The 23288-nt window shown below is 39.1% G+C and carries 21 protein-coding genes and 3 tRNA genes; 11 read left to right on the top strand and 13 right to left on the bottom strand.

The window, feature by feature from the left end; genetic code table 11:
* Window positions 1-35: 35 nt before the first annotated feature.
* Window positions 36-995, bottom strand: a complete 960-nt coding sequence (locus tag ACO05G_RS01275) for a GlxA family transcriptional regulator (RefSeq protein ID WP_421764332.1) — start codon at window positions 993-995, stop codon at window positions 36-38.
* 116 nt (window positions 996-1111) lie between these two features.
* On the opposite strand from ACO05G_RS01275, the gene ACO05G_RS01270 reads away from it, so the two are divergent.
* Window positions 1112-1501, top strand: a complete 390-nt coding sequence (locus ACO05G_RS01270; RefSeq protein WP_421764331.1) for a hypothetical protein — start codon at window positions 1112-1114, stop codon at window positions 1499-1501.
* 17 nt (window positions 1502-1518) lie between these two features.
* Here the strand turns inward: ACO05G_RS01270 and ACO05G_RS01265 are convergent, their stop codons facing one another.
* Both ACO05G_RS01265 and ACO05G_RS01260 read right to left on the bottom strand, forming a co-directional pair.
* Window positions 1519-2301 carry an SDR family NAD(P)-dependent oxidoreductase gene (locus ACO05G_RS01265; RefSeq protein WP_421764330.1) on the bottom strand — a complete coding sequence of 261 codons (783 nt, stop codon included), beginning with the start codon at window positions 2299-2301 and terminating at the stop codon, window positions 1519-1521.
* Window positions 2302-2352: 51 nt separating this feature from the next.
* Entirely contained in the window at window positions 2353-2880 is a 528-nt protein-coding gene (locus ACO05G_RS01260) for a TetR/AcrR family transcriptional regulator (protein ID WP_421764329.1), read from the bottom strand.
* A gap of 140 nt (window positions 2881-3020) precedes the next feature.
* Here ACO05G_RS01260 and ACO05G_RS01255 point away from each other — a divergent pair, with 140 nt between their 5' ends.
* From ACO05G_RS01255 to ACO05G_RS01240, 4 genes are all read left to right on the top strand, one after another.
* Window positions 3021-4709, top strand: coding sequence for a DEAD/DEAH box helicase (locus ACO05G_RS01255; protein WP_348282574.1), 1689 nt, complete (start codon window positions 3021-3023; stop codon window positions 4707-4709).
* A gap of 100 nt (window positions 4710-4809) precedes the next feature.
* A complete protein-coding gene (locus ACO05G_RS01250; RefSeq protein ID WP_348282573.1) occupies window positions 4810-5028 on the top strand; it encodes a cold-shock protein in 219 nt (72 codons plus the stop codon).
* A 58-nt stretch (window positions 5029-5086) separates the two neighbouring features.
* Window positions 5087-6217, top strand: a complete 1131-nt coding sequence (locus ACO05G_RS01245) for an MBL fold metallo-hydrolase (RefSeq protein WP_421764328.1) — start codon at window positions 5087-5089, stop codon at window positions 6215-6217.
* Between the two features lie 39 nt (window positions 6218-6256).
* Window positions 6257-7882: a hypothetical protein gene (locus ACO05G_RS01240; protein WP_421764327.1), complete on the top strand. Its 1626-nt coding sequence runs from the start codon at window positions 6257-6259 to the stop codon at window positions 7880-7882.
* Here ACO05G_RS01240 and ACO05G_RS01235 read toward each other — a convergent pair.
* The 3 genes from ACO05G_RS01235 to ACO05G_RS01225 form a co-directional block, all read right to left on the bottom strand.
* Window positions 7879-8298, bottom strand: a complete 420-nt coding sequence (locus tag ACO05G_RS01235; protein WP_421764326.1) for a hypothetical protein — start codon at window positions 8296-8298, stop codon at window positions 7879-7881. The two genes, ACO05G_RS01240 and ACO05G_RS01235, sit on opposite strands and share 4 nt — an antisense overlap.
* A 162-nt stretch (window positions 8299-8460) precedes the next feature.
* Window positions 8461-10725 carry a Tex family protein gene (locus ACO05G_RS01230; RefSeq protein ID WP_421764325.1) on the bottom strand — a complete coding sequence of 755 codons (2265 nt, stop codon included), beginning with the start codon at window positions 10723-10725 and terminating at the stop codon, window positions 8461-8463.
* Between the two features lie 134 nt (window positions 10726-10859).
* Window positions 10860-13352 carry a DUF5686 and carboxypeptidase regulatory-like domain-containing protein gene (locus ACO05G_RS01225; protein ID WP_421764324.1) on the bottom strand — a complete coding sequence of 831 codons (2493 nt, stop codon included), beginning with the start codon at window positions 13350-13352 and terminating at the stop codon, window positions 10860-10862.
* A gap of 126 nt (window positions 13353-13478) precedes the next feature.
* Here ACO05G_RS01225 and ACO05G_RS01220 point away from each other — a divergent pair, with 126 nt between their 5' ends.
* Window positions 13479-14276, top strand: a complete 798-nt coding sequence (locus tag ACO05G_RS01220) for an SDR family oxidoreductase (protein WP_421764323.1) — start codon at window positions 13479-13481, stop codon at window positions 14274-14276.
* Here ACO05G_RS01220 and ACO05G_RS01215 read toward each other — a convergent pair.
* Window positions 14269-14985, bottom strand: coding sequence for an SH3 domain-containing protein (locus tag ACO05G_RS01215; protein WP_421764322.1), 717 nt, complete (start codon window positions 14983-14985; stop codon window positions 14269-14271). The two genes, ACO05G_RS01220 and ACO05G_RS01215, sit on opposite strands and share 8 nt — an antisense overlap.
* Before the next feature lie 95 nt (window positions 14986-15080).
* Here ACO05G_RS01215 and ACO05G_RS01210 point away from each other — a divergent pair.
* Window positions 15081-15153 (top strand) — tRNA-Lys (locus ACO05G_RS01210).
* Window positions 15154-15189: 36 nt separating this feature from the next.
* Here the strand turns inward: ACO05G_RS01210 and ACO05G_RS01205 are convergent.
* From ACO05G_RS01205 to ACO05G_RS01195, 3 genes are all read right to left on the bottom strand, one after another.
* Window positions 15190-16830, bottom strand: a complete 1641-nt coding sequence (locus ACO05G_RS01205) for a PAS domain-containing sensor histidine kinase (RefSeq protein WP_421764321.1) — start codon at window positions 16828-16830, stop codon at window positions 15190-15192.
* Window positions 16831-16927: 97 nt separating this feature from the next.
* Window positions 16928-18571, bottom strand: a complete 1644-nt coding sequence (locus ACO05G_RS01200; protein WP_421764320.1) for an ATP-binding protein — start codon at window positions 18569-18571, stop codon at window positions 16928-16930.
* 28 nt (window positions 18572-18599) lie between these two features.
* A complete protein-coding gene (locus tag ACO05G_RS01195; RefSeq protein WP_421764319.1) occupies window positions 18600-18974 on the bottom strand; it encodes a LytR/AlgR family response regulator transcription factor in 375 nt (124 codons plus the stop codon).
* A gap of 138 nt (window positions 18975-19112) precedes the next feature.
* On the opposite strand from ACO05G_RS01195, the gene ACO05G_RS01190 reads away from it, so the two are divergent.
* Window positions 19113-19580, top strand: coding sequence for a hypothetical protein (locus tag ACO05G_RS01190; protein ID WP_421764318.1), 468 nt, complete (start codon window positions 19113-19115; stop codon window positions 19578-19580).
* Between the two features lie 2 nt (window positions 19581-19582).
* On the opposite strand, the gene ACO05G_RS01185 is transcribed toward ACO05G_RS01190, so the two are convergent.
* From ACO05G_RS01185 to ACO05G_RS01175, 3 genes are all read right to left on the bottom strand, one after another.
* Window positions 19583-20686, bottom strand: a complete 1104-nt coding sequence (locus ACO05G_RS01185) for an AI-2E family transporter (RefSeq protein WP_421764317.1) — start codon at window positions 20684-20686, stop codon at window positions 19583-19585.
* Window positions 20687-20775: 89 nt separating this feature from the next.
* Window positions 20776-20857: transfer RNA gene (locus ACO05G_RS01180), tRNA-Leu, on the bottom strand.
* Window positions 20858-20988: 131 nt separating this feature from the next.
* The gene (locus ACO05G_RS01175) at window positions 20989-21996 is read right to left on the bottom strand and encodes an SRPBCC family protein (RefSeq protein ID WP_421764316.1); all 1008 of its coding nucleotides are present in this window, start codon (window positions 21994-21996) and stop codon (window positions 20989-20991) included.
* Window positions 21997-22034: 38 nt separating this feature from the next.
* On the opposite strand from ACO05G_RS01175, the gene ACO05G_RS01170 reads away from it, so the two are divergent.
* The 3 genes from ACO05G_RS01170 (at window position 22035) to ACO05G_RS01160 (ending at window position 23286) form a co-directional block, all read left to right on the top strand.
* On the top strand, window positions 22035-22430 hold the full coding sequence (locus tag ACO05G_RS01170; RefSeq protein ID WP_421764315.1) for an RDD family protein: 396 nt from the start codon (window positions 22035-22037) through the stop codon (window positions 22428-22430).
* A gap of 79 nt (window positions 22431-22509) precedes the next feature.
* Complete coding sequence (locus tag ACO05G_RS01165) at window positions 22510-23103, top strand: TIGR00645 family protein (RefSeq protein WP_348280230.1); 594 nt, start codon at window positions 22510-22512, stop codon at window positions 23101-23103.
* Between the two features lie 99 nt (window positions 23104-23202).
* Window positions 23203-23286, top strand: a tRNA-Leu gene (locus ACO05G_RS01160).
* The last annotated feature ends 2 nt before the right edge of the window (window positions 23287-23288 follow it).

Here is a 23288-nt window from a genome sequence, read left to right as displayed (position 1 = left end):
GCCCTTAACAATGAAAAGGACAATCATCCACAGGATCAGGACAAATTCGAAGGGAGGATTCCCGAGTGTTTTTTAAGCAAACTTCTAAGCTGATTGCTGCTTAACCCACACAGATCACTGACTACATCTACTTTCTCACCATTGGCTAAGAGCTGTATCGCTCGCTCAATTCGCAATTTATCATGGTATTCACCAATCGTTATTCCAGTTGTTTTTTTGAATAAACGAGTAAGATTTCTTGGACTCATGAATACAAGGTCGGCCAGATCTTCGATTTTCTGTTTGATATCTAAGTGTTGGGCTAGGTGATCTTGAATCTTATGGATACGATTTTCAATATGGTTTCGATACTGTAGAAATACACTTAGTTGCGGATCATCCTCTGTTCTTCTTAGAAAAATGACAATTTCCTTGGCAATCTTAGTTGCAAAAAAGGGACCGTATAGCTCTTCAATAATAAATAATGCCAAATCAATGCCGGACGAAATACCAGCGCTGGAGTAAATATTTCCATCCTTAACAAATAGTCGATCCTCATGAAGTGTTGCTTCTGGAAATCGCTTTTTAAAATCATCGGTATATTTCCAATGTGTCGTACACTCTACGTTTTCAAGCACTCCAGCAAAAGCGGTTAGGTAAGCTCCGGTACAAACAGAGCAGATTTTGGCATGATTATCTTTCTGAATTTGCAGCCAATCAAAAAATGGTTTTAGCGAATCCTTAAATATTTCATCAAAAATCAAACGTGTATCAAGCCCCGGAATAAAGACGATATCGTTTTCTTTTAGGGTATGATTTTTAAAAGATTCTAGTTTATTTAATCCAATACCAGCACTTGAATTGATAGAATCATTGCCATCGATTGTTAGGAATATTAATTCCAGGTTTGATCCATATTCAGCCGCTTCATAAAACACATGAATAGGTCCAGATATATCTAATAAGTGGACACTTGGTGGTACAACAAAATAAACTCTTTGAACTTCCTCGCTCATTTTTTAAATCTAATCTTTAGAATCTACTCAGCAATCGAAAGATTAAGAAAATCATATTATCATTTGATAAATTGAGGCGTACTATTACAAAGCCTAGTAAGTCAAGAAAATAAAATATGTCCAATATTACATATAAAGTGAATGATAGACTCTGGTTCTTCAACGAAGGAGCAAACAATATTATGTGGTGTGATTACAGCAAGTCTGGAGAAGATCAAATGCTTACTTTGTTTGATCAGGCTTTTGAAATAAGCCAAAATTCCGGTTCATTTGTGAAGATTCTTGCCAACTTTAAAAGCACTCCTAAAAGTCAAAAGCTGACTAAGCGAATGAGGGAAAGTGGAAAATGGTTTAAGCAATCAGGCGTAGACGTTAAAATCGCAGTTCTGGGCTTTGACAACACCTTTACTCGGGTAGTTATGAATACAACCATGACTATTTCAAGAGTGAAGAATCTAAAACTATTTGAAAATAGGGAGGATGCACTCGGTTGGCTGAGTGCATAACCCTCTTGGTTTATATATCACTCCTTCACTGCCTGCATTTTTCTAATCTGACTCAAAAGCACCTTCTTTGGTGTAAGAGGAACCATAGCCATCATAATTCTTTGCGAAAATTTCAGTCCCGAAATTTTATTCAGCTTTCCAGCTAACATCGCCCTATATCCATCCTCAGCAACACTACGCGCACTGGCTGTATCTTTGAAAAGATCTGTTTTATCCATCCCTGATACTTTTCCAAAGTCCGTTTCTGTAGCTCCAGGCATCAGGTTAGTGACTGATATGTTGGTATCATGCAATTCTTCCGAAAGTGCATTACTAAATGAGGTCACATAAGCCTTAGTTGCATAGTAGACAGCCTGAAGCGGTCCAGGCAATAGACTTGCTGTCGAAGATACATTCAAGACCTTACCTTCATCACGTTTAATAAAATCCTGTAAGAAATGATGAGTCAGCGCTGTGAGCGTTGAAATATTGAGATTAATCATGTTAAGGTCATCTTCCAGGTTACGCTCATGAAATTTCCCTACTCCACCAAATCCTGCATTATTAATAAGGTAGTCGAGCGTGACACCTTGCTTTTTAACTTCATCATAAACTGCTTTAGCAGCCTTCGGATTACTTAAATCCTGGGCAATTACATGAACAGTTATTCCAAAACTGTCTTCTAACTCATTCTTTAGCTTATTCAATTTGTCCACACTTCTGGCTACCACCACCAGATCACCCCCTTTTTTTGCGTGTATGTGAGCAAATTCTTTTCCTATTCCTGATGACGCTCCGGTAATTAATGCTGTCTTTTTCATATTTATTAATTTGTTATGAGTAAGTAATCACTCATTATTGATTTAAATTTTTTATACTTTGTATTTCTGCTTTAAGAATTCAATTGTTCCATCGAGATCAAAACTCTTTTGAAGAATAAATCGTGTAGCTAACCCATCCATCAGAGTAAGTAAAAGATTAGCCTCCTTTTCAGGCTGAAGATATCTAAGTTCAGTAAACGCTTTAATCAACACCTGTTCAACTGCCTCAGTTTTGTGCTCACCATACATTTCCAATTCCCATTTTATTTTGAACTGTAACTTCCAAAAAACTATTGACTCTTCATCCTGACTCGTTTTTGAGATCATTTCAATGAACTTTTTAATTACCTCCCTCGGGTCCGTTTCGGTAATAATATCCGCAAAAAGTACACTCGCCTGTTCTTCGCCTAATTGAATGATCGCTTGCAGCAACCCTTCCTTATTACCGAAATGACGAAAAATCAATCCCTCCGACACCTCTGCACGTTTCGCAACTTTACTAGTCGATGTACTTCGGTAGCCTTCTTCTGCAAAAAGGGCTAACGCAGCGTTTAATATTTTTTCTTGTTTCTCGGTCATGAAAGTGAGTAATCACTTACAAAAATACAAATATCTGAATGAAAACTTATTATTCGACGAATAAAATTTTAATTGTTTGATATACAGCACCTTTATGCCGAAGAAAAGCTAACTTCGCGCCTCATTATAAAAAATACTCTTTGAATACGTTTAGTACCCTGGGACTGAGTCCCAACACGTTAAAAGCCCTTGATCAACTGGGCTTTACAACCCCAACACCTGTACAGACACAGGCGATCCCACTTCTATTGAATAATAATCCGTGTGACTTCATAGGCCTTGCTCAAACAGGAACAGGAAAGACTGCCGCATTTGGGCTTCCACTTATTGAATTAATAGATTCGAATAATCCTGCTACGCAAGCTTTGGTCATGGCTCCAACACGTGAACTTGGCCAGCAAACCGCAAAGCAACTAGTCGACTTTTCCAAAAGTCATAAGGAGCTCAATGTAGAGGTAGTTTATGGTGGTGCTGCAATTACCAATCAGATGAAAGCGCTTAGAAGGCCTACTCAATTGATAGTTGCCACACCCGGTCGTTTACTTGACCTGATAAAAAGGAAATCTGTTAAGCTGGACAACATCAAGTATGTTGTCCTTGATGAAGCTGATGAGATGCTCAACATGGGCTTTAAGGAGGCGATTGATGAAATTCTTGCCTATACGCCAGAGGGTAGGTCTACCTGGCTCTTTTCAGCAACTATGCCGCCAGACATCAGAAAGATTGTTAAGAAATACATGAATGACCCAAAAGAGGTCACCATAAACAGGGAAGAAAAAAGCAACAAAGACATTGCGCACAAGTACGTAATCACCAAAACAGCAAACAAAATTCCTGCACTTCGAAGATTTCTGGACATTCAGCCAGATATGCGTGGCGTAATGTTTTGCAGAACAAGAAGAGAAACTCAGCAAATAGCTGAAGAACTGAATGATCTTGGTTACAGCGCAGAGCCACTACACGGTGAACTTTCGCAACAGCAGCGAGATGCAGCAATGAAAAGGTTCAAATCCAGATCAATGCAATTATTGATAGCAACAGATGTAGCTGCACGAGGTATTGACGTCAATGACCTTACGCACGTAATCCACCACACATTACCTGATCAACTTGAAAGCTATACGCACAGAAGTGGACGAACAGGCAGGGCTGGCAAAAAAGGCGTGTCTCTTGCGTTCATAAATCCGAGAGAGGGTCGGAAAATCAAAGATCTGGAACGACGCATTAGTGTAAAATTTGAGCAGGTAGAGGTACCGGATAATGAATCAATCAAGACTTTACGATTAAAAAATTGGGCTGATACAATTACAGCCGTGGAAGCAACTGAAAGTGCTGACTCACTCTATGCAAGCATCAAGCATGAATTTGATGGCTATTCAAAAGATGATATTCTGAAAAAAATCATTACCTCACAACTCAGCAACTCAATTGAAGCCAGTGAAGAGCGAAATCTCAACGAATCAATTGGTGGTTCTCCTGAAAGTAGAGATCAATCAAAATTCAACAGATACTTTATCAATCTTGGAAGCATAGATGGGATGAGTAAAGGTGAGGTAGCTGAATTTATATCTGACATTGGACAGATCGATAAGAAATTTATTGGCGACATCCTTTTAAAGGAAAACCATTCCTTTTTCGATCTTGATAAAAAATTTGATAAAAACGCAGCGGCTCGTTTTAAGAATGTCACATTTAATGGGCGTGAAATTCGAATGAATCGAGACAATGACGCGCCACGTTCTGAAAGAAAAAGTAAGAAAAAGGTAAGATCCGATAGAAACTCTTTCAGGAAGGGTAATCAGCGTCCTTCTAAGAGAAGGCGCAGATAGTTTATTACCTTTAAGTTTTATTAAGCAATGTCAAATGCGCTGGTGTCAGATGTTAAAATGGCGTTAGTAGTAAGAGGCATCCAACATTTAAATACAATACATGAGTAGATCACAAAACAGTTTTATTAAAAATCAAAAAGAAAAAAAACGTCTTCAGAAGAGAAAAGAGAAAGAAGAAAAAAAGAAAGAGCGTCAGGAAAATAATAACAAGGGAGGAGATTTATCCGATATGATCGCCTATGTTGACGAGTTTGGAAATATCGTAGATACTAAGCCTGAAGAACCTAAACCAGACGACAAAAAGAAAAAAGATTCTTGATCAACTGACCAGACTTTTTCTAAACATCCATTATTTGCCTGTATGATCATTTGATCTAATGAAAATATTCAAACGAATCATGCTAGGAATTATCCTCATAATCCTACTAATTGTTGGGGCGGTATTTATCTTTTTCAAAACTGCTCCACAAATAGGAGGAAAACTCCAGGGAGAAAGGCTTGAAAAGGCCCAACAAGCCAAAAACTTTAAGGACGGCACTTTCCACAATACCGTTGAAACTAAAATGGACATGTCTTTCAAAGATGTAAGAAAGACACTGGCTCACTATTTATTTGCCGACAAGTCTGATAAATCTCCTAAACAACCCATTGAGACCAGGCCCTTCAATGCTGCCTCATTTGAATCAATTCCTGATTCTATTATGGGTATAAGTTGGTTTGGTCACTCATCCATCCTATTAAAAATTGAGGGTAAAACAATCTTAATAGATCCGATCTTAGAAGGGAAACGTGCATCCATGTTTAGTTTCATGGGTCCAGAGCGTTTTCCTTACAATGAGTACGTAACCGTAGATGATTTACCAAAGATTGATGCTGTAATCATCTCCCATGATCATTACGATCACCTGGACTATCCAACTATCAAGTCGTTGAAAGAAAAAGTAGGTCGTTTTTACATGCCTCTCGGAGTAGGTGCACATTTTGAGCATTGGGGATTAGAAAGTAAAAGTATTACCGAATTGGAGTGGTGGGATGAAATCCAACTTGAAAATGTGACCCTTGCACTGACACCAACCCGCCACTTTTCTGGAAGAGGCTTTGGAGATCGCTTTAAAACGCTTTGGGGGTCCTGGGTGATTATGGGTAGTGATAAGCGTATCTACTTTAGTGGCGACAGTGGCTACTTCCCCGGATTCAAACAGATTGGAGAGAAATATGGTCCATTTGATCTGACATTTATGGAATGTGGAGCATACAATGAGAGTTGGAGTGAAATCCACATGTTCCCAGAAGAAACTGCCCAGGCTCATTTAGATGTAAAAGGAAAGCTATTGATGCCTATTCATTGGGGGAAATTTGATTTAGCACTCCACCCATGGAAGGAATCCGTTAACAGGCTTGCAAAAAAAGCCAAAGAAGAAAACATAGAATTATTCACACCGGAGATTGGTCAACTGATAACATTATCAGAAAGTCTATCGGTAGAGAAGTGGTGGGAGACGAGGTAAGCTATCTTAGGCTAACTTTAGACTTCTAACCTAATATTCATGAAGACTTTTTTCTATTCACTATTATTTGCTGCCACTATTTCTTGTTCAGTTGAAAACGCTCAAGAGAACACGTCCGAAAAGACTGCCGCAGTTTATGAAGATCTATCCACTCTATTTGCTGAATGGCGTGCATTTGAAAATCCGCCATTGTCAGATGGAGCACCGGATTATACCACAAACACATTCGATTCTCGTCATGCTGAATTTAAGGCGTTACAGCATAAGCTATTAGCCATGGATACTGCAGGCTGGACAGTCCCTCAACAGGTAGATTGGAAGATTGTATGGGCAGAAATGAATGGCTATGATTTTAACTATCAAATCCTTAAGCCTTGGGAAAGAGATCCTGCATTTTACAAATCCATCTGGATGTACCGCAGCGATGTACCAGCTCATGAGGGGCCAACACATCATGGAACAACCGAAGTATGGCAGTATGAATTCCCACTAGATAAAGAATCAAGAGTAAAGTTTTTGAAGGAAGTGTCATTCATCCCTGCTCTTAATAATCAGGCCAAGAAAAACTTAACAGGCAATGCCCGGGACTTATGGATTACCGGTATTCGAACCATCCAGCAACAAACTGAAAATCTGGAAGTCATCAAATCATTTGAAGGAGTAAATGAAGACAATGAAGTGGTGTCTGCCATCGAAAATGCAATCAGCTCCACAAATGATCTAGTAGCATGGTTAACATCCGAGTCGGAATCAAAAGATGGGTCTTCCGGAATTGGAAAAGACAACTACACCTGGTATTTACAAAATGTACATCTGGTTCCTTTGACCTGGGATGATGAAGTCATGATCTTGAAGAGAGAACTTGCCAGAGCCTGGTCAGCACTAAAACTTGAGGAACATCGAAATCGAGATTTACCTCAACTCAATCCTGTAGCATCGATAGAAGCATATGATGAATTGGCAGATCGGTCAGCCACCAGTTTGATTAATTTTCTTGATGAGGATGAAGTAGTTACGGTGAAAGATTATTTCGAACCAGCGCTTAGGGAGCATCTTGGAGGATTTGTCCCGCAAGAAACCCGAAACTTCTTCTGGATCACGGCGCATCACGATCCACGTCCGCTCTACTCTCATTTTTATCATTGGTTTGAATTGGCACGTATGGATATTGAACCAAATAACAGCCCAATCAGAAAGGGTCCGCTACTTTATAACATTTTTGACTCCAGAAATGAGGGGACGGCCACTGCGGTTGAGGAGATGTTTATGGATGCAGGATTGTATGACGATGACCCACGAGTGAGAGAGATAGTGTACATCATGATTGCACAGCGTGCCGCCCGAGGGCTCGGATCTCTGTATGCGCATGCCAATGAAATGAGCATGGAAGAAGCTGGAAAGATTCATTCAGAGTATACACCCAGAGGTTGGATGAAAACGGAAAAAGATTTGCTCATTTTTGAACAGCACTTATACCTCAGACAACCCGGATATGGAACCAGCTACATAACCGGAAAGTATTTATTGGAAGACGCGATGATGGCATACGCTCATATAAAAGAAAAGCAGAACAAATCATTTGTTCTGCTTGAATTCTTTGATGCTTTAAACGCAATAGGTAACATCCCTATTACGCTGGCTAAAGAAGAACTTGTGAGCGATTAAGCGCTTTCCTTTTCCTCTTCTTTTGTTTCGTTTTCTACCGGAGCAGCCTCTTCCTCTTGCTCAGTAGCTGTTTCTACTTCATGGCGAGTTACGGTAAGCTTAAACTGCTTGTCCATCGTAAATTCGTACATGGCTTCTTCCATTAGTTCGTAAGCGGTATTTGATTTAATTAGAATCTCTAATAAATCTTGAGCCACTACGGACATTTTAATATTGTTTTGAGCTCTTCGTCTGTGTGCTTCTAAGGTAAAGGAATGTCCTCCTCTTTCTTTTGGATTCAAATCACGAAATTCATGTGCAATGAATTGGTACTCCTGAGGTTCTTCTGCGGCATCTCGCATTAATTTCACTAGTACAGGTTTGTACTTATTCCAAAGAAGAACGTAAAGACTATGATTGACAGGATAAGAAGGCATGTTTGTAAAGTTTAAATTTTCAGAAATCAACCTCATATAAGAAGTCGGCGTGGAATGAAGAAATCATCGTTAGATGAGTGGATAATTATCCGTACGATCAGCCCTCGCCTCTGAGCATACCTCCCTTCGCTACGCTACAAAGGTAGTGGATTTAATTTTTACCTACTGTCCAAACTTCCCTTTTAGCATCGCGAGCTTGGCTTGAAGGTCTCCATCGGGTAGTTTTTCCTCCTTTTTTGGTTGATTTGTGACTGCTTTTTTTGGCTTTCGCTTCTCTGATCTCTTGACCTGAGGAGCATCGCTTTTCATCGACAAGGAAATGCGTTTTCGGGGCACATCTATTTCCAAAACCTTCACAGTGACCTTTTGACCTAGTTTTACTACCTGAGCAGGGTCAGAAACAAATGAATTGGATAGGTGACTGACATGAACCAGCCCATCCTGGTGCACACCTACATCCACAAATGCACCAAATTTGGTGATATTGGTGATAACACCCGGCAAACTCATGCCTTCCTTCAAATCGGCGATCTCATTGACCCCCTCCTGAAACTGAACCACCTCAAATTGATCTCTTGGGTCTCTTCCCGGTCGATCCAATTCTGCCATGATGTCCTTTAGCGTTGGTAATCCTACTTCCTCATTGACGTACTGATTCAGGTTTACTTGTTTTCGAAGTTCCGCTTTTGTCATCAAGTCTCTGACAGTCGCTTGTGCATCTTTGGCCATTTGTTCTACCGTCTGATACCTTTCCGGGTGAACGGCGCTTTTATCTAACGGATTTTCCGCACCTTCAATTCGTAAAAACCCAGCCGCTTGTTCAAATGCTTTGTCGCCTAGTCGGGGAACGTTCTTTAGCGCTTCCCTTGACTTAAAGGGACCGTTTTCGTTTCGGTACTTCACAATGTTATCTGCTATCTGAGGACCAAGGCCCGACACATAGGTCAAAAGTTGCTTACTTGCCGTATTTAGCTCAACCCCGACATTATTTACACACCCCATTACCACGTCATCCAGTGATTTTTTTAGCGCATTCTGATCTACGTCATGCTGATACTGGCCTACCCCAATTGATTTTGCATCAATCTTTACCAATTCCGCCAACGGATCCATCATTCTGCGTCCGATGGAAACGGAACCTCTAACCGTCACATCTTCATTCGGAAATTCATCTCTGGCTACCTCTGATGCAGAATAGATAGAAGCTCCGCTTTCATTCACCATGGCAATGATGATATTAGATGCCAATCCTAACTTTTTCACAAATGATTCAGTTTCTCTGCTTGCCGTACCATTCCCAATAGCAATCGCTTCTATCCGATGCTTTTCTACTAAATGTTTGATGGTTTCTCCAGCTCTTGTAATATCCTTTTGAGGTTCATTCGGATAAATAGCCGTGAACTCCAGTAATTTCCCTTGCTTGTCCAGACAGACTACTTTACATCCCGTTCTGAATCCCGGGTCTACTGCCATCACTGCTTTTTGACCCAATGGAGCAGCCATGAGTAGCTGTTTTAAGTTTTCTGCAAAAACCATGATGGCTTCCTCATCGGCTTTCTTCTTTGTTTCCATTCGCACTTCCGTCTCAATGCTCACACTCATCAGGCGCTTATAGCAATCTTTGATGGCTGTTTTCACAAGATCACTGGCTTCTGAATTTCCCTTGAGAAACTGACGCTCAATAATATCCACAGCCTCATCCTCCTCAGGAGCAATGTTCATGGATAAAAACCCTTCTTTCTCACCTCTTCGGATCGCTAATAATCGATGAGAAGGGATCTTATTGATGGGTTCATCCCATTCAAAATAGTCTTTGTATTTCTGGGCGTCAGCATTCTTCTCTTTACTTTTCAGAACACTTGAAGAAATAACTCCCTTTCTCATGAAAAGCTCCCGGATCTTCTGACGAATCTCTGCATTTTCATTGATAGTCTCTGCAATGATGTCCCTTGCTCCCTGCAAAGCTTCGTCAGCTGATTCAACGCCTTTTTCTGAATCGATATACTGTGTAGCCTCAGATTGTATATCGAAGTTGGATTGCTCCAGCACCTTAATAGCTAGTGGCTCCAGACCCTTTTCTTTTGCCACACTAGCACGAGTTTTGCGCTTTGGTTTATACGGGAGGTAAAGATCTTCCAGAGCTGTCATGGTCTGAGCTTCATTGATCTTTTTCTCCAGCTCTGGGGTGAGTTTTTCCTGCTCTTTGATTGACTTTAATATGGCTTCTCTCCTGGCATCTAAATCTCGAAGTTGCTGAATACGATCTCGAATAGAAGCGACCTGTAAATCATCCAGACTGCCGGTCACTTCCTTCCTATACCTGGAAATAAAAGGAACGGTTGCTCCCTCATCTAATAAGCCAACAGTTGCATCTACTTGTTTTGGTGCAATATTTAACTCGCTCGCAATTCGTTCTTCGTGTCTCATGCTAATTCTACTCTTTCAAAATTTTCGGTGGCCAAAAATAGGAGAGTTCATTGTTTGAAAAAGGAATTGTGGAAAACTCTTTTTCAAAAAAGAAATAATAGTAAGAAATGAAGCCCTTTTAAACCACGATGAATCTAAAAGCCTACCCCTATCCGGAATCCACTTCCGAAAAAATTACTGTTTTGGAAAGCCCAGTAATAATCCACTCGCATAAATTTGAATATGTGTTCTATGCCTGCTCCAATCTCTACATAGTTTCCAATGGTTTCCGTAGTTAGGTAATTAGCAGAGGCTACAGCCTGTAGATTGAGTTTTTTCACCAATGGGATTTTATTAAAAATGAATTCATTGAAGTGATGTTCATAATGCCCCTCAAAAAATGGTTTTGTTGTACTAAACTGGTAAAAGGGAAGTAGCTCAAACTTCAGCGGATCTCCTACCTGACTTAGTGACGTTTGGTTTCCTGAGAAATGTCGAAAGTCTACAAATGTCAACGCCTTGTCATTCAAAAATCCTCCTCCTGCAATAGCATAACTGCTTGTACCAACTAAGCCTAAACTCATCTCATCCGTGACTCTCAGCTCAACAAAATCAAAATTCACGTCGCTACCCAAAGTCTTGATTCCCTTCTTGTAAGTGAGAAATAGCTCCGGGTATTTTGAACTGTAAATAAATTTTCGATCAGGACGTGTAGCATAAGTCTGTTTGAACCTTAACCTTACGGTTGCCTCTAAAATCAAAGATTGATTAGTAGCAAATCCGGTTTGAGCTAATTCCATGTTAGAGGGCTGATTACTGGTGAAATTTACCTTGTCATCAGAAGCCCAGGTATAATCCGAGGTATTGGTTAATGTATCTCTTTGGGCATACTCAAGTTTGGTATTTAGTAATATTCCATTTTTCACCTCTTGCTGAAAACGGAAGTATCCAAAAGACTTCTGGAAGAGCTTCATGAAATTTTCACCATTTATGAGCGTAACAAAACTGTTGATGAAAGGGCTTATGGATTCTGATTCATCAAACTGTGCCACATATCTTCCTCCTCCCGCATAAAATCGGGTGAATTTATTGTCGAGCTTCCGATAGCTACCTTCCAGTTTGGCGTGGAATTTTTCATTCGAAAAACCATACCTGATCGCAGGCCTCACCCAATAAACCGTTCTTTGATCCCGTTGTTTCCAGATGGTTGGCTGAATTTCCGGCACAAAACCTTCGACTGTATTAAATTGAAAAATGCTAATTACTGCCTGCATTGACCAATATTGTTCCTTTACACTATTGGAGTGGTTATATCCGGAAAGAAAAATGTTTCCGATGGTCAACTTGTTTCTTTCCGCATCTACAGAATCTTTATAAGGTACACTCTCTTTCACCAGGCGAATGCTGTCTTTCACTTTATAGTCGTAAAGTTCAATTTCCGTTAGAGGCACAGGCCGGATTTTTTTCCAATAGGTGGTATCACGTTCATTGGAACCCTCCTCTACAACCAAAACTTCTGCACTGAAGTCATCCTCCTTGAATAAGTCAGCCTCCTCTTTGATACCAAATTTTTCCTCATAAAGATTAGCTTTTCGGTAAACTTCATAATTGGGTTGGACTTTGTAGTTTGAGTAAACTCCTATGTAATAGCCGCTACCCTTGAATCCAAAAGCGCCAAAAACAAATGAATATTTCTGAGAAATGGGCATCCATATGTCATACTCAGTTGGAGCAAATACCTGATTGATTTTAAGCGAATCAATGAATTCCAATCCTCTGGCTTTGGTCACTAATAGATCAATGGTGTGAAATCTCCATTCATCCTCGACGATATATACAATCCCTTCAAAAACCGGATCTGTAGACCTTTTTGGTATCACCTTGATCTTGTTGATCAGTTTATCATTTTCTTCAAAGTACCCTAACCATTCAAAATCATAAAACAGAAATGCCTGAGGTGATATTGGAGAAACATATTCACGTTCCATGTCCAGATCAATAAACTTACTGTAGGAGTTAATATTAAAATCTGAAGCTTTATTGAAACTAAACCCTTGTTCATCACCACTCACTTTTGAGCTAATCATTCGCTCCGAAACCTTGTCAGGTAATTCGAAAGAAAACTCAGATACCGACTCAGATAAATACAGGATGCCGGTATCAATAGTTACCGTTTGTCCAAGGATTTTATCTGGTCTTTTATTTAGTCGAAACAGCCCTTTGAGATAGGCATCTGTCTTAAAGGCATTGACTTCATTTTCGTAGAATTTCCTCTTCTTGATCGCTTCTCTAATGACTCTATAAGCCGGATCTTCGTCTCCTGCTGTCACTACCACCTCCTGAAGTTGAAGTGCCTGTTCCTTCAATGCGAAATCAAATCTGATGGTTTGCGCTTCATTTAATGTAATTGCTTTTTCAGCAACCTTATACCCCACATGCTGTGCTACAATAATGTGAGATCCTTTGGGCGTCTTCAAAAAGTATTGTCCTTCACTATTTGAGGTAGTTCCATTTGTTGTCCCTTTGATGTATACGGTAGAAAAAGGAAGTACTTCACCAGATTCACTTTTGGTAGTTCCCTTAATCCCTGTCTGGGAATGAACGATGAAAATGGATAAAAAGAACAGTGAGTATGATACTAATCTCATTAGGTTGTGATCGGTTTAATTGATAATGCAACAGTCATCAAATAGGTTGCACCAGACAATTTTTCAGTGAAAGTTTTTTATTGTGGTTTATCTTGGCAAAAGTTATACCAGAGGCATTAATTAGATATGCAAAAAGTAGCAATAGTAACAGGTGGATCATCAGGAATAGGTAAGTCATTGGTACTAAAATACGCCAGCGAGGGATATGCAGTTGTATTTACTGGCAGGAATGGTAGTCGAATGGCTCAGGTGGAAAAAGAATTGGGTGAACGGCCCCATCTAGGGCTAGAGCTAGATGCCGCTGGAAAAGCTGATAATCAAAAAATGATTGATGAGACAATCAAAAAATTTGGACGGATTGATGTTCTCATCTGTAATGCTGGGATATCCATGCGAGCTCTTTTTGAAGAGGTAGAGCTGGATGTTTTCAAGCAACTTATGGATATCAATTTTTATGGAGCAATCTATGCCACAAAGTTTGCACTCCCACACCTACTTGATTCTAAAGGTACAATCATTGCAATTTCTTCGATTAATGGTTGGAGATCTACTCCGGCACGAACAGCTTACTCATCGTCCAAATTTGCTATGCAAGGTTTCTATGAGGCGTTACGGACTGAGGTGATGACCCGTGGAGTTCACGTTCTTGTGGTGTGTCCGGGGTTTACCAGCTCCAACATTCGAAATGCAGCACTTACAGCGGATGGGAAGGCTCAAGGAGAGTCTCCTCGAAATGAGAAAAAAATGATGTCCTCAGAAGAGGTGGCAAAGCGAACCTTCAAAGCGGCAAAAAAGAAAAAACGTGATCTGATTTTGACCTTTGAAGGAAAGATGGCCGTGCTACTCAATAAGATCATACCTTCCAGACTGGACAGGATGATATATAATATGATGAAGAAAGAACCGGATAATCCCCTTAAATAAGCTTAAGCTTTCCATTCCTTACATACACTTCCTCTTCGTTCCAGACAATCTTAGTCCAGACAGCATCTTGCCCCAGAACTTTAACTTTATGTCCTTTCTTAATGAGATCAACTGGTTCAGCTCCAGCTGATGGCCCTGACCTTAGCAAGGTGCTATCTGAAATAATTATAGCGCTCTCTGAGCCTTCCAGGTTATTTAATCCCAGAATCACACAAATCACAAAGAATTGAATAATTGGAGCCGCAATTGGTTTCTCCCCCTCTTTTGTTTTCCTAAGGATATAGACAAGCATTAAAACCGCCAATGCTATGAACAGGGCGAGGAGTTGAGGTCTGTATTTATTTATGAGGTTTATGAAATAGTCTGTATCATCATACCTGTATCCTTGCAAATCATTATTCCCGGATAATTCCTCAATTTTAGTAACCACATTTCTATCTGCTGACATGCGATAATATTTTTCTAAATAGTAGAGCGCCTCGGCATGCCTCCCCAGACCATCCTGAATAAATGCCATTTTCAATAGCATAGATGGTGATGCCATCCCATTCTTATAAAGATCTTGATAGTTTTCAATTGCCTGTGTATACTTCTGCTCAAGAAACAAAGAATCAGCCTCATTTAACATGGCATTTTGTGCGCTGGTAGAGGTCAAAATGCCTAAGAATAAAATTCCTGAAAATATTCTTGCCATTATTCTGTCAATCATGTGGTAAAATTGATTAAGATTTCTATTTTTGCATCCGCAATTTAAGACAGAGGTCTTGAATTGCACTTCTTTTTATACGAAAGGAGATTATAAATGACTGGCTAGCTCAGCTGGTAGAGCAACGCCCTTTTAAGGCGTGGGTCCTGGGTTCGAGCCCCAGGCCAGTCACTCAAAAAGCCTCAACAAATGTTGAGGCTTTTTTTATCAGACTGATTTTGGAATTTTAATTTCAAACCGTGTCCCTTTATCCACCTCACTAACAACAGATATATTACAGTTATTCTTTTCAAGTAGCCCCAGACTTAAACTTAATCCAAGTCCTGCACCCATTTCCTTATCTGTTCCGGCCGTAGATTTTTGAATTTCCTTTTTGATTATCGATTGAATTTGTTCTGTGCTCATTCCGATTCCGGAATCTTCAATGCTAACAATGGTCTCTTTCTCTGTTTGATTGCCTGTAACATGCACATGGCCTCCTCCATTGGTATACTTTATTGCATTATGTATCAAATTTCTAATAGCCACCTTAAAATGATTCTCATCAATCCAGGCTTCCATTTCTGAAGGCGCGTCAATTTTAAAGTCGATATTTTTTCGTTGGATTAACGTGTGAAATAAATCGGCATTTTCGCGCACAACAGAGCTTACATTAACCCTCGCAGGGTAAGCACTAATTCCACCAAGTTGCATTCTTGCCCATTCTAATAGCTCATTTACTGTTCCGGTAAGTGCTTCTAATCTTTGCTTTAAGCTATTTTGATAATCAATAAATTGCTCCTTCGAGATGACATCATCATGATTTAGGTTGAGAATGCTATGGAATAGGTTAAGTGGGCTTTTGATATCATGAGCAATGATTGAGAACAATTTATCCTTTGTTTCATTGGCTACCTTTAGCGCTTTGTGCGCACGCACCAGCTCTGTAACATCATCTACACAGATGGCTACAGATTCGACTACCCCATCGCTGTTTAAGATTGGCTCATACTTACCATTTGCAGAAATCATTGAGCCATCGGGAAGACTGGTTTCTTCTAAGAACGCAACTTGTTTACCAGATAATAAGGCATCCTGAAACATTGGCTCATGTTTTTCAAAAATAGATTCCGGCAAAACCTCTTTTCTATTTCTTCCTATCAAGTCACGCCTTTTATATCCAAATCGATTTGCGTAGTTCTGGTTTACTAAAATAAAATTTCCGTCTTTATCGACCAGTGCCATGAGGATTGGTGTGTTATCCAGCAATGACCTCAATGTTTGTTCATGTTGATCTGATCTGTCAAAGGCCTTAATTAGAATTGATCGGAAAACAAAAAGGAAAAGGTAGAGAATGGATGCAACAACCAGGTTATTCAGTAATGTCAAGGTATAAACAGTCCCTAATTCAATACCTTGGGCATTCAGCAAGTCAATTTTAATCGCAACAAAAATCAGAAATATCAACCAGTAGGTAAGATGCTTTTGCATTCCATCAATCAGCAGCATAGATATGGCCATGCCAATTACCAACATGTTTTCGGTATCAACATAAATCTCCTGATTGGTAAAGGTTAATGTAGCTGCTGAAACTAATGCAACTCCAGTCCAGATGAAGTAGCTTTTAGAAATTGGGATTTTTCCACGTCTATTAAGAAACAATGAAAATGACAGCAAAATAGCTGAGGTGAGACATAGTCTTGCCTGAAGGTTTAAACCCAGAGTTAGGGTTATAATACCAAGCACTAAACACATTGATACACTGAAAAGGATCAAGTAATTGAATAGCGCTACCCTTCGTTTATCTAATGGGCTGGAGGCATAATGCATGCCTGTCCTTAGTAAGTTTTTGACAAAAACAGATTTCATGGGGAATTAGGTGACGCTGATTTCAATAAGTAAATAAGACTTAGGATAAAAAAGTAACCTTCAAAACGAATGTTTATTGATTTCCTTACACTTGTAATCAATTATCATTCAATTTGTACGGTATAGATATTTTGATTTCTGTGCCTCTGTTTGGCTCACTATTTATATTAACAGTGCAATTATTTTTTTCCAAAAGCGCCAAACTAAGGCTTAATCCCAATCCAGTACCTAGCTCACCTAATGTTCCACTGCTTGAATTTTGGAGTTCCTTTTTCATAATGGAATTGATTCTTTCCAAATCCATGCCAACCCCATTATCTTTTATTGTCATTGAAACCTGATCTTTCGCTTTCACAACTGATGTGATCACCTCACCTCCATCGGGAGTAAATTTTAATGCATTATGAATCATATTTCTGATTGAGATTTTAAAATGGTTTTCATCAATCCAAACCTCCAATTCCTTTGGAACCTTTACTTCGAGGTTGATCTTTTTTCTTTTAATCAGCTCATCATAGAGTATGGAATTACTCTTAATTATCCTACCAACATTAACCAAAGAAGGACTTGCATTTATTCCCTCAAGCTGTGTCTTAGCCCAATTCAGCAAAGTATTTACCGTTTCCTTTAGCTCGCCCAACTTTTCTTTAACATTTTCCTGATGCTTTAAAAAATCCTTTTGAGAAATTGTGCCATCTGAAGAAACATTCAATAACCCTTCAAATAAATCAAGAGGCCCCCTGATATCATGCGCAACAATTGAAAACAAACGATCCTTTGTATCATTAGCTTCTTTCAATTTAATTTTTGCAGTCTCTAATTTGGAAACATCGTTTACAAATACGGTTGCACCTAAAATTTCCCCATCATTCGACTTTATGGGAACATATTTGCCACCGGCATAAAAACTACTACCATCCGGCATATATGTTTTTTCCAAAAATTCAGGGCTTTCTCCATTCATTGCTGCTTTGATTAGCGGCAAATGAGTTTCTACAATATTATCTGGCAAGACATCTTCAACACGAGATCCAATAATTTCATCTCTTTTTTTTCCGAAAGCTTTTTCATAGTTCAGGTTCACCATCTTATACTTAAGATCCTGATCGAATAGGGCAATGAATAAAGGCACATTATCAATCATTGAGTAAAGAACCTCATCTTTCTCTTGCAGTTTAAGTAATGCTTTGATCAAAGACTTTCTAAATGCATCAATCGTAAAGAATAAAATGAGACAAAGAATCGAAATATTTTGAAGGGTCAACCAAAAAGTAAAATCCAGGCTACCACCCAAATACTGCTGTTTCAAGAACTTACAGCCAATTAATACTGCAAAACCAAACCAGTAGCCAATAACCTTCACTCTAGCCTGAAGTAATAGATATGCTACTGTCATTAAGGCAATTATCACATTCTCTGTTTCATTAAATCTACCTTGCTCGTAGGCTACAATTGTTATTGCTATAAGGGCAAGAAATGAGAAAAGCAGAAATAATCCACCGGCTAAGTGATGTCTCTTTTTTTTATTTAGAAAAAGAATGAAACCATAAAGTACGAAACAGGTGAATGTAACTCCTGACTGAAGATATAATCTCTCAAAGAATAATAAGACACTATCAATCAGTGAAATGGAAACGCCTAATATGGAAAGTATATTAATGAAAAATACTCTTTGAAAACTGAGAGGATCATCCAATTTTTCAGTACCTACGTACGCTAGTTTCGAGAAAGGTATCTTCATAACAACAGGGGTAATTCCCTGCTGATTCTTAATTACCTAACAATTTAAGGCATTTGTGAACAGCATTTACAAGTTGTTCAGCATTTTTCAGCGGTTTTTGGATAAATGCGACGTAATCAACTTCATAGTTCTCCATTACATCTTCCGGATGACTTGAAATAACGATGGTCATTGGCTTATGATCACTCAACTCGAGAACTTCAGGACCTTCTAACCCTGAAATATTAATGTCTAGCAACAAAACATCAGGTTTATCTAAATCAATGCGTTTGGCAGCATCTAGTGTATTATCAGAATTTCCAATGAGTTTCATTTGCGGCACCTTGGACATAACCACTTTCAGGATTTCAACAAAGGCTGGGTCATCCTCTATGATTAAGTATCGGTACTCTCTATTGCTCAATTTATTTCTGTCTTAGTTTTAGTAAAGGACTTTAAAAATAGAACTTTTTAATTGATAGGAAAAAGCATTTCGTCTGTATCAAACGCTGCATGAGTTTTTAATTCAATTAAGCTATCTTAATAAATATTTTACAATGAAATGAAGCAACCTCTCGCATTAAGATTTGACCGCATAGTTAAAGAGAATTTACCTAAAAGGAAGAAGATGATGGAGGTGCTACGAGATAGCGCCCTGTCGGCTGAATTATTCAACAAAAAAGGGTTTGGGCTAAAATCAATACTTGATCTGACGGGTAGAATTACAGACTTTAAAGGCATTTATGGATTTATTGAAAATGATAAACTTGTATACATTGATGAGTCCTCGTACGTAATCAGAAGAATCATCCGTCAGTTTAAAGGAACCAGTAAGTATCAGAAAAAGCTTGCCAATACTATGGTTGAGTTACACTCCGCTGAACGACCTTTCTATTCAATAAGTGATGCGTTGAACGCAATGGCCGAAATGAACATCATATTCATGGATTTACCAGATGACCTGGAGCGTCAAATAACTACTCTTTATTTACAATGCCAATTTGAATGCATATACAATCGTTTTGACTAAGTCTATATTTTGAATTTGCCTTTTACTTTCTCCAGCAAGCTTATTTCAGGCTGAGGCTTAACCTCAGTTATTCGATCTCCGATTAACGAAGCGACAGGCTCTAGCTCCACAAAGTGACTACATATCACTTTGAACATAGCGACCAGTGGCAAGAATAGAATCATACCCGCAATACCCCACAGAACACTTCCTGCAATCAGCGAAAAAATTGAAAATAGCGCGTTGATTTGCATATTCCCCCCTACAATCTTAGGATTCAGAAAATTGCCTTCAAGAAATTGTATAAACCAGAAAATAGCTATCACTCCCACTGGGTACCAATAGCTTTCAAAAGTCACAAAAGCGTATATCGTAGGAATCAAACCCCCGAGAGTTGTTCCGACATAAGGGATAATGGCGAGCAAAGCGGCCAGAAACCCAAAGAAAAAGGCATAATCTATACCTAAAATCAACAGTCCTACCGTATTCAAAACGCCTAGAACCAAAATCAAGAGAAGCATACCTGTGAAATATTGCTGGCCAACTTGCTGAACCTCCCTCAGCATCTGGATAAAAGATTCCTTCTTAGAGTTTGTCGTAAACCTGGCTATCGCCTCGGTGAGATGTTCGCTGTAAAAAAGAAGCAAAAAAGTGTAGATAGAGGCAAGCACAACAAATGAAAGAAAGGAGCCTGTGACACTTACGGTATCCGAAATAATTAAAAAACTACTGTCAGAAAACAAATGAGAAAGCCTATCCAAAATTGTTTGCGACTCAATGTCAGGAATAATCTGAACTTTATTATTGAGAAAGGTGATTGAAGTCTCAAGCGTTGCTTTGAGTTTTTCGAGAAAGTTGGAGTATTGACTGGCCATATCAATAATCTGAGCTGAGAACAGAATAAGAACACCAGCCGCGAGAATAAATACACTTCCCATTGTCATAATTATTCCGAATACTTTTCGAACACCTTTTTTCTTTAGCCATTTAACTACCGGGTATAGGATAAAAGCAAAAAGCATTGCAAAGCAAATGGGTAAAAGCAATACTTTTCCAAAGTACATGATAGCTACGATACCAATGATTGATGCCAAGACATAAAAAAGTTTGCTAAAGGATAGGTTCATACTTATTGATTAAACATTAAAGTTAGTTCCTCGTCAACTATTCTGCTCGTTACTAACAAAAAAAGCCTCTCAATGTTGAGAGGCTTTCGTACCTGAGGCCGGAATCGAACCGGCACTCCTTGCGGAACACGAGTTTGAGTCGTGCGCGTCTACCAGTTCCGCCACTCAGGCAGCTTTCCGTAAACGGTGGGCAAAAGTATCTAAAGAAATATAAGATTGCAATGGATTCAACTAAAACAGCCAGACCTGGTATAAAACAAAAAAGCCCCCAACCGGAGGCTACTTAAACGTATGTTTATTAATTATTTAATTGGAAAATATATTTCAGTTCTCCATTGAGCTGTGTCTGGAACAAGGGTAGGATCAGTTGGATAAACTTCCCAAGGATTTCCGTTCGCCTCGTATCCATAGTAGCTCATGTAATCTACAAGATTCTCATACGCACTTTCCATCAAAGCATAATCTCCCATGTGTATGGTCTTTAACGCCTTGCCAGCATACGTCATTTCACTTATAATGTTGTCATCCTGAACTTCAATCACACTTTCTGTAGGTATACCACAGATCATCTCAGTTTCCTGTTCATTATAACTTAAAACTATCGATATTGGTGCTCCTGCCATAGCAACTTTATTGTTAGCCATAAAGGCTCCAATTTGACCATATGCTTGCCCCATTACTTCACCAATTTCTGCAGGATCGCTAGACGAACTTGCTTTTACACCGATGTAAGGTTGAGAGGTTGTCTCCACCTCCTCAATATCGTAAGTAAAATCAGGTCTTGATTCCACTCGGGTTTTCAGTTTCTGCAATGTCTCATCATACATTGGTGAAAGCATACTCTCTGTTCCAAGTGCAAATAGCTTCATTATTCCGGAGATATCTGTTTCGTCGTAGGTATAAATAACTTTTGTTTTACCATCCTCCTCAGACAAAATCCATGAGGCGGTAGGCTCCCCGGGATACCCTTCAAAGCTCATTTTAGATTTTATCATCATATTTTGATCTGACTCAATGATTTCGATACTACCTGTTCCCAAATCGGGGTTATCGCTTTGCCAGCTATAGCTAGCGCCTACTCCTGCAGTTGGCCCCTCGATAATAATTTTTGCTGTAGTATCCACTGCAGACCAAGCAGAAAACTGATCGAAGGTTTTAAATCCATTAACTTCATCGAATACAGCCTCTACCGGAGCATCAATGGTTATACTTCTTTCCATATGGGTCTCGGAAGGGCCAAATATGACAACACCGGCTCCCAGAATAACAATCACCAAAATGATGATTCCAATAATTTTAAGAACTTTCATAATTAGAGTTGATTTTTGTGATGTTTAAAGTTAACAGTTTGATAGATATTAACACCAAATATGCAGGTTTCTGGCCAAGGCTTTTAGCTCATAACATTGACCTACTACCCATCTTACTCCTTTTCTATTTATTCTCCTTTATCGTCCCCCGGACTGACTTTGATTACCTAATGATTGGCAGCATTTATTTTGGCTATCACATTTTATTTGAGTGGATGTGGCAGGCAACTCCTGGTAAGAGGTGGGCTAAAATAAAGGTCAAAACCGCACAAAATGATAGGGTTCATTTTTTTCAATGCGTCTTAAGGAATTTAGCAAAAATCATCTCGCTTATCATTTTTTTTGGTGGATTCGTAATGATCTTCTTTAATCGACAAAAAAGAGGACTTCATGACATAATCGGAGGTACTTTGGTATTATTTGATGAAGATTAACTTAATTTCGATTATTGACGGGTCATCCTATAAATTATCTTTTATATTTCAGGTCTAATTCTAAATTGGTTAGCAAATTATGAGTAACGAGAATTCACCCATAAATCGATTCGAGAGTTTTTTCGAAGGCTTTATATTCTGGAGTAGATGGGTTCAAGCTCCTCTTTATACAGGGTTAATAGTTGCGTCTTTCCTTTACCTCTATAAGTTCTTTCAAGAACTTCTTTACATGGTAAAATACATCAGCATCTGGGATGAAACGGAGGTAATGATCAAAGTTTTGGGTCTGGTAGATGTATCGATGGTAATGAACCTAGTCGTTATGGTGACAATTGGGGGTTACTCAATTTTTACCAGTCGAATAGACGTAGACATGCATGAGGATAAGCCTTTGTGGCTGGAGGGACTAGATGCCGGTCAATTGAAAATTAAGTTAGCGACATCTTTAGCTTCCATCTCTGGGGTATACCTACTTAAAACTTTCATGAACTACAGAAATGAAGTTGAGAAAACCAGTACCGAAGGAGTAATCATTGAAATCGTAATTCACATGGTATTCATTGTTTCAGCCTTACTATTATCTCAAACAGAAAAAATCACGCATAGCTACCATTCTTCTCACACGCTACCTGCCGGTGATGAGGAAGAAGAAGGAGAACACGGACATCATTAATAGCAAATCGAAAACGATTAAAGCCGGAATAAATATTCCGGCTTTTTTATTTCTATTCCGATTGGAATTATACTCAAAAAGTTATTTTTGCCATCCCTTGCGCATGTGGTGGAATTGGTAGACACGCCATCTTGAGGGGGTGGTGGGAGCAATCCCGTGGAAGTTCGAATCTTCTCATGCGCACT

This window comes from Ekhidna sp., assembly GCF_965227465.1.
Taxonomy (GTDB): domain Bacteria; phylum Bacteroidota; class Bacteroidia; order Cytophagales; family Cyclobacteriaceae; genus Ekhidna.
The sequence above is the reverse complement of the archived record's forward strand: the minus strand, read 5'-3'. Positions and strand labels throughout refer to the sequence as shown.

Bases quoted from the DNA above. Each gene is read 5' to 3' on its own strand.
- ACO05G_RS01275 (WP_421764332.1), bottom strand. From the start codon at position 995: ATGAGCGAGGAAGTTCAAAGAGTTTATTTTGTTGTACCACCAAGTGTC.
- ACO05G_RS01270 (WP_421764331.1), top strand. From the start codon at position 1,112: ATGTCCAATATTACATATAAAGTGAATGATAGACTCTGGTTCTTCAAC.
- ACO05G_RS01265 (WP_421764330.1), bottom strand. From the start codon at position 2,301: ATGAAAAAGACAGCATTAATTACCGGAGCGTCATCAGGAATAGGAAAA.
- ACO05G_RS01260 (WP_421764329.1), bottom strand. From the start codon at position 2,880: ATGACCGAGAAACAAGAAAAAATATTAAACGCTGCGTTAGCCCTTTTT.
- ACO05G_RS01250 (WP_348282573.1), top strand. From the start codon at position 4,810: ATGAGTAGATCACAAAACAGTTTTATTAAAAATCAAAAAGAAAAAAAA.
- ACO05G_RS01245 (WP_421764328.1), top strand. From the start codon at position 5,087: ATGAAAATATTCAAACGAATCATGCTAGGAATTATCCTCATAATCCTA.
- ACO05G_RS01240 (WP_421764327.1), top strand. From the start codon at position 6,257: ATGAAGACTTTTTTCTATTCACTATTATTTGCTGCCACTATTTCTTGT.
- ACO05G_RS01235 (WP_421764326.1), bottom strand. From the start codon at position 8,298: ATGCCTTCTTATCCTGTCAATCATAGTCTTTACGTTCTTCTTTGGAAT.
- ACO05G_RS01230 (WP_421764325.1), bottom strand. From the start codon at position 10,725: ATGAGACACGAAGAACGAATTGCGAGCGAGTTAAATATTGCACCAAAA.
- ACO05G_RS01225 (WP_421764324.1), bottom strand. From the start codon at position 13,352: ATGAGATTAGTATCATACTCACTGTTCTTTTTATCCATTTTCATCGTT.
- ACO05G_RS01220 (WP_421764323.1), top strand. From the start codon at position 13,479: ATGCAAAAAGTAGCAATAGTAACAGGTGGATCATCAGGAATAGGTAAG.
- ACO05G_RS01215 (WP_421764322.1), bottom strand. From the start codon at position 14,985: ATGATTGACAGAATAATGGCAAGAATATTTTCAGGAATTTTATTCTTA.
- ACO05G_RS01205 (WP_421764321.1), bottom strand. From the start codon at position 16,830: ATGAAATCTGTTTTTGTCAAAAACTTACTAAGGACAGGCATGCATTAT.
- ACO05G_RS01200 (WP_421764320.1), bottom strand. From the start codon at position 18,571: ATGAAGATACCTTTCTCGAAACTAGCGTACGTAGGTACTGAAAAATTG.
- ACO05G_RS01190 (WP_421764318.1), top strand. From the start codon at position 19,113: ATGAAGCAACCTCTCGCATTAAGATTTGACCGCATAGTTAAAGAGAAT.
- ACO05G_RS01185 (WP_421764317.1), bottom strand. From the start codon at position 20,686: ATGAACCTATCCTTTAGCAAACTTTTTTATGTCTTGGCATCAATCATT.
- ACO05G_RS01175 (WP_421764316.1), bottom strand. From the start codon at position 21,996: ATGAAAGTTCTTAAAATTATTGGAATCATCATTTTGGTGATTGTTATT.
- ACO05G_RS01165 (WP_348280230.1), top strand. From the start codon at position 22,510: ATGAGTAACGAGAATTCACCCATAAATCGATTCGAGAGTTTTTTCGAA.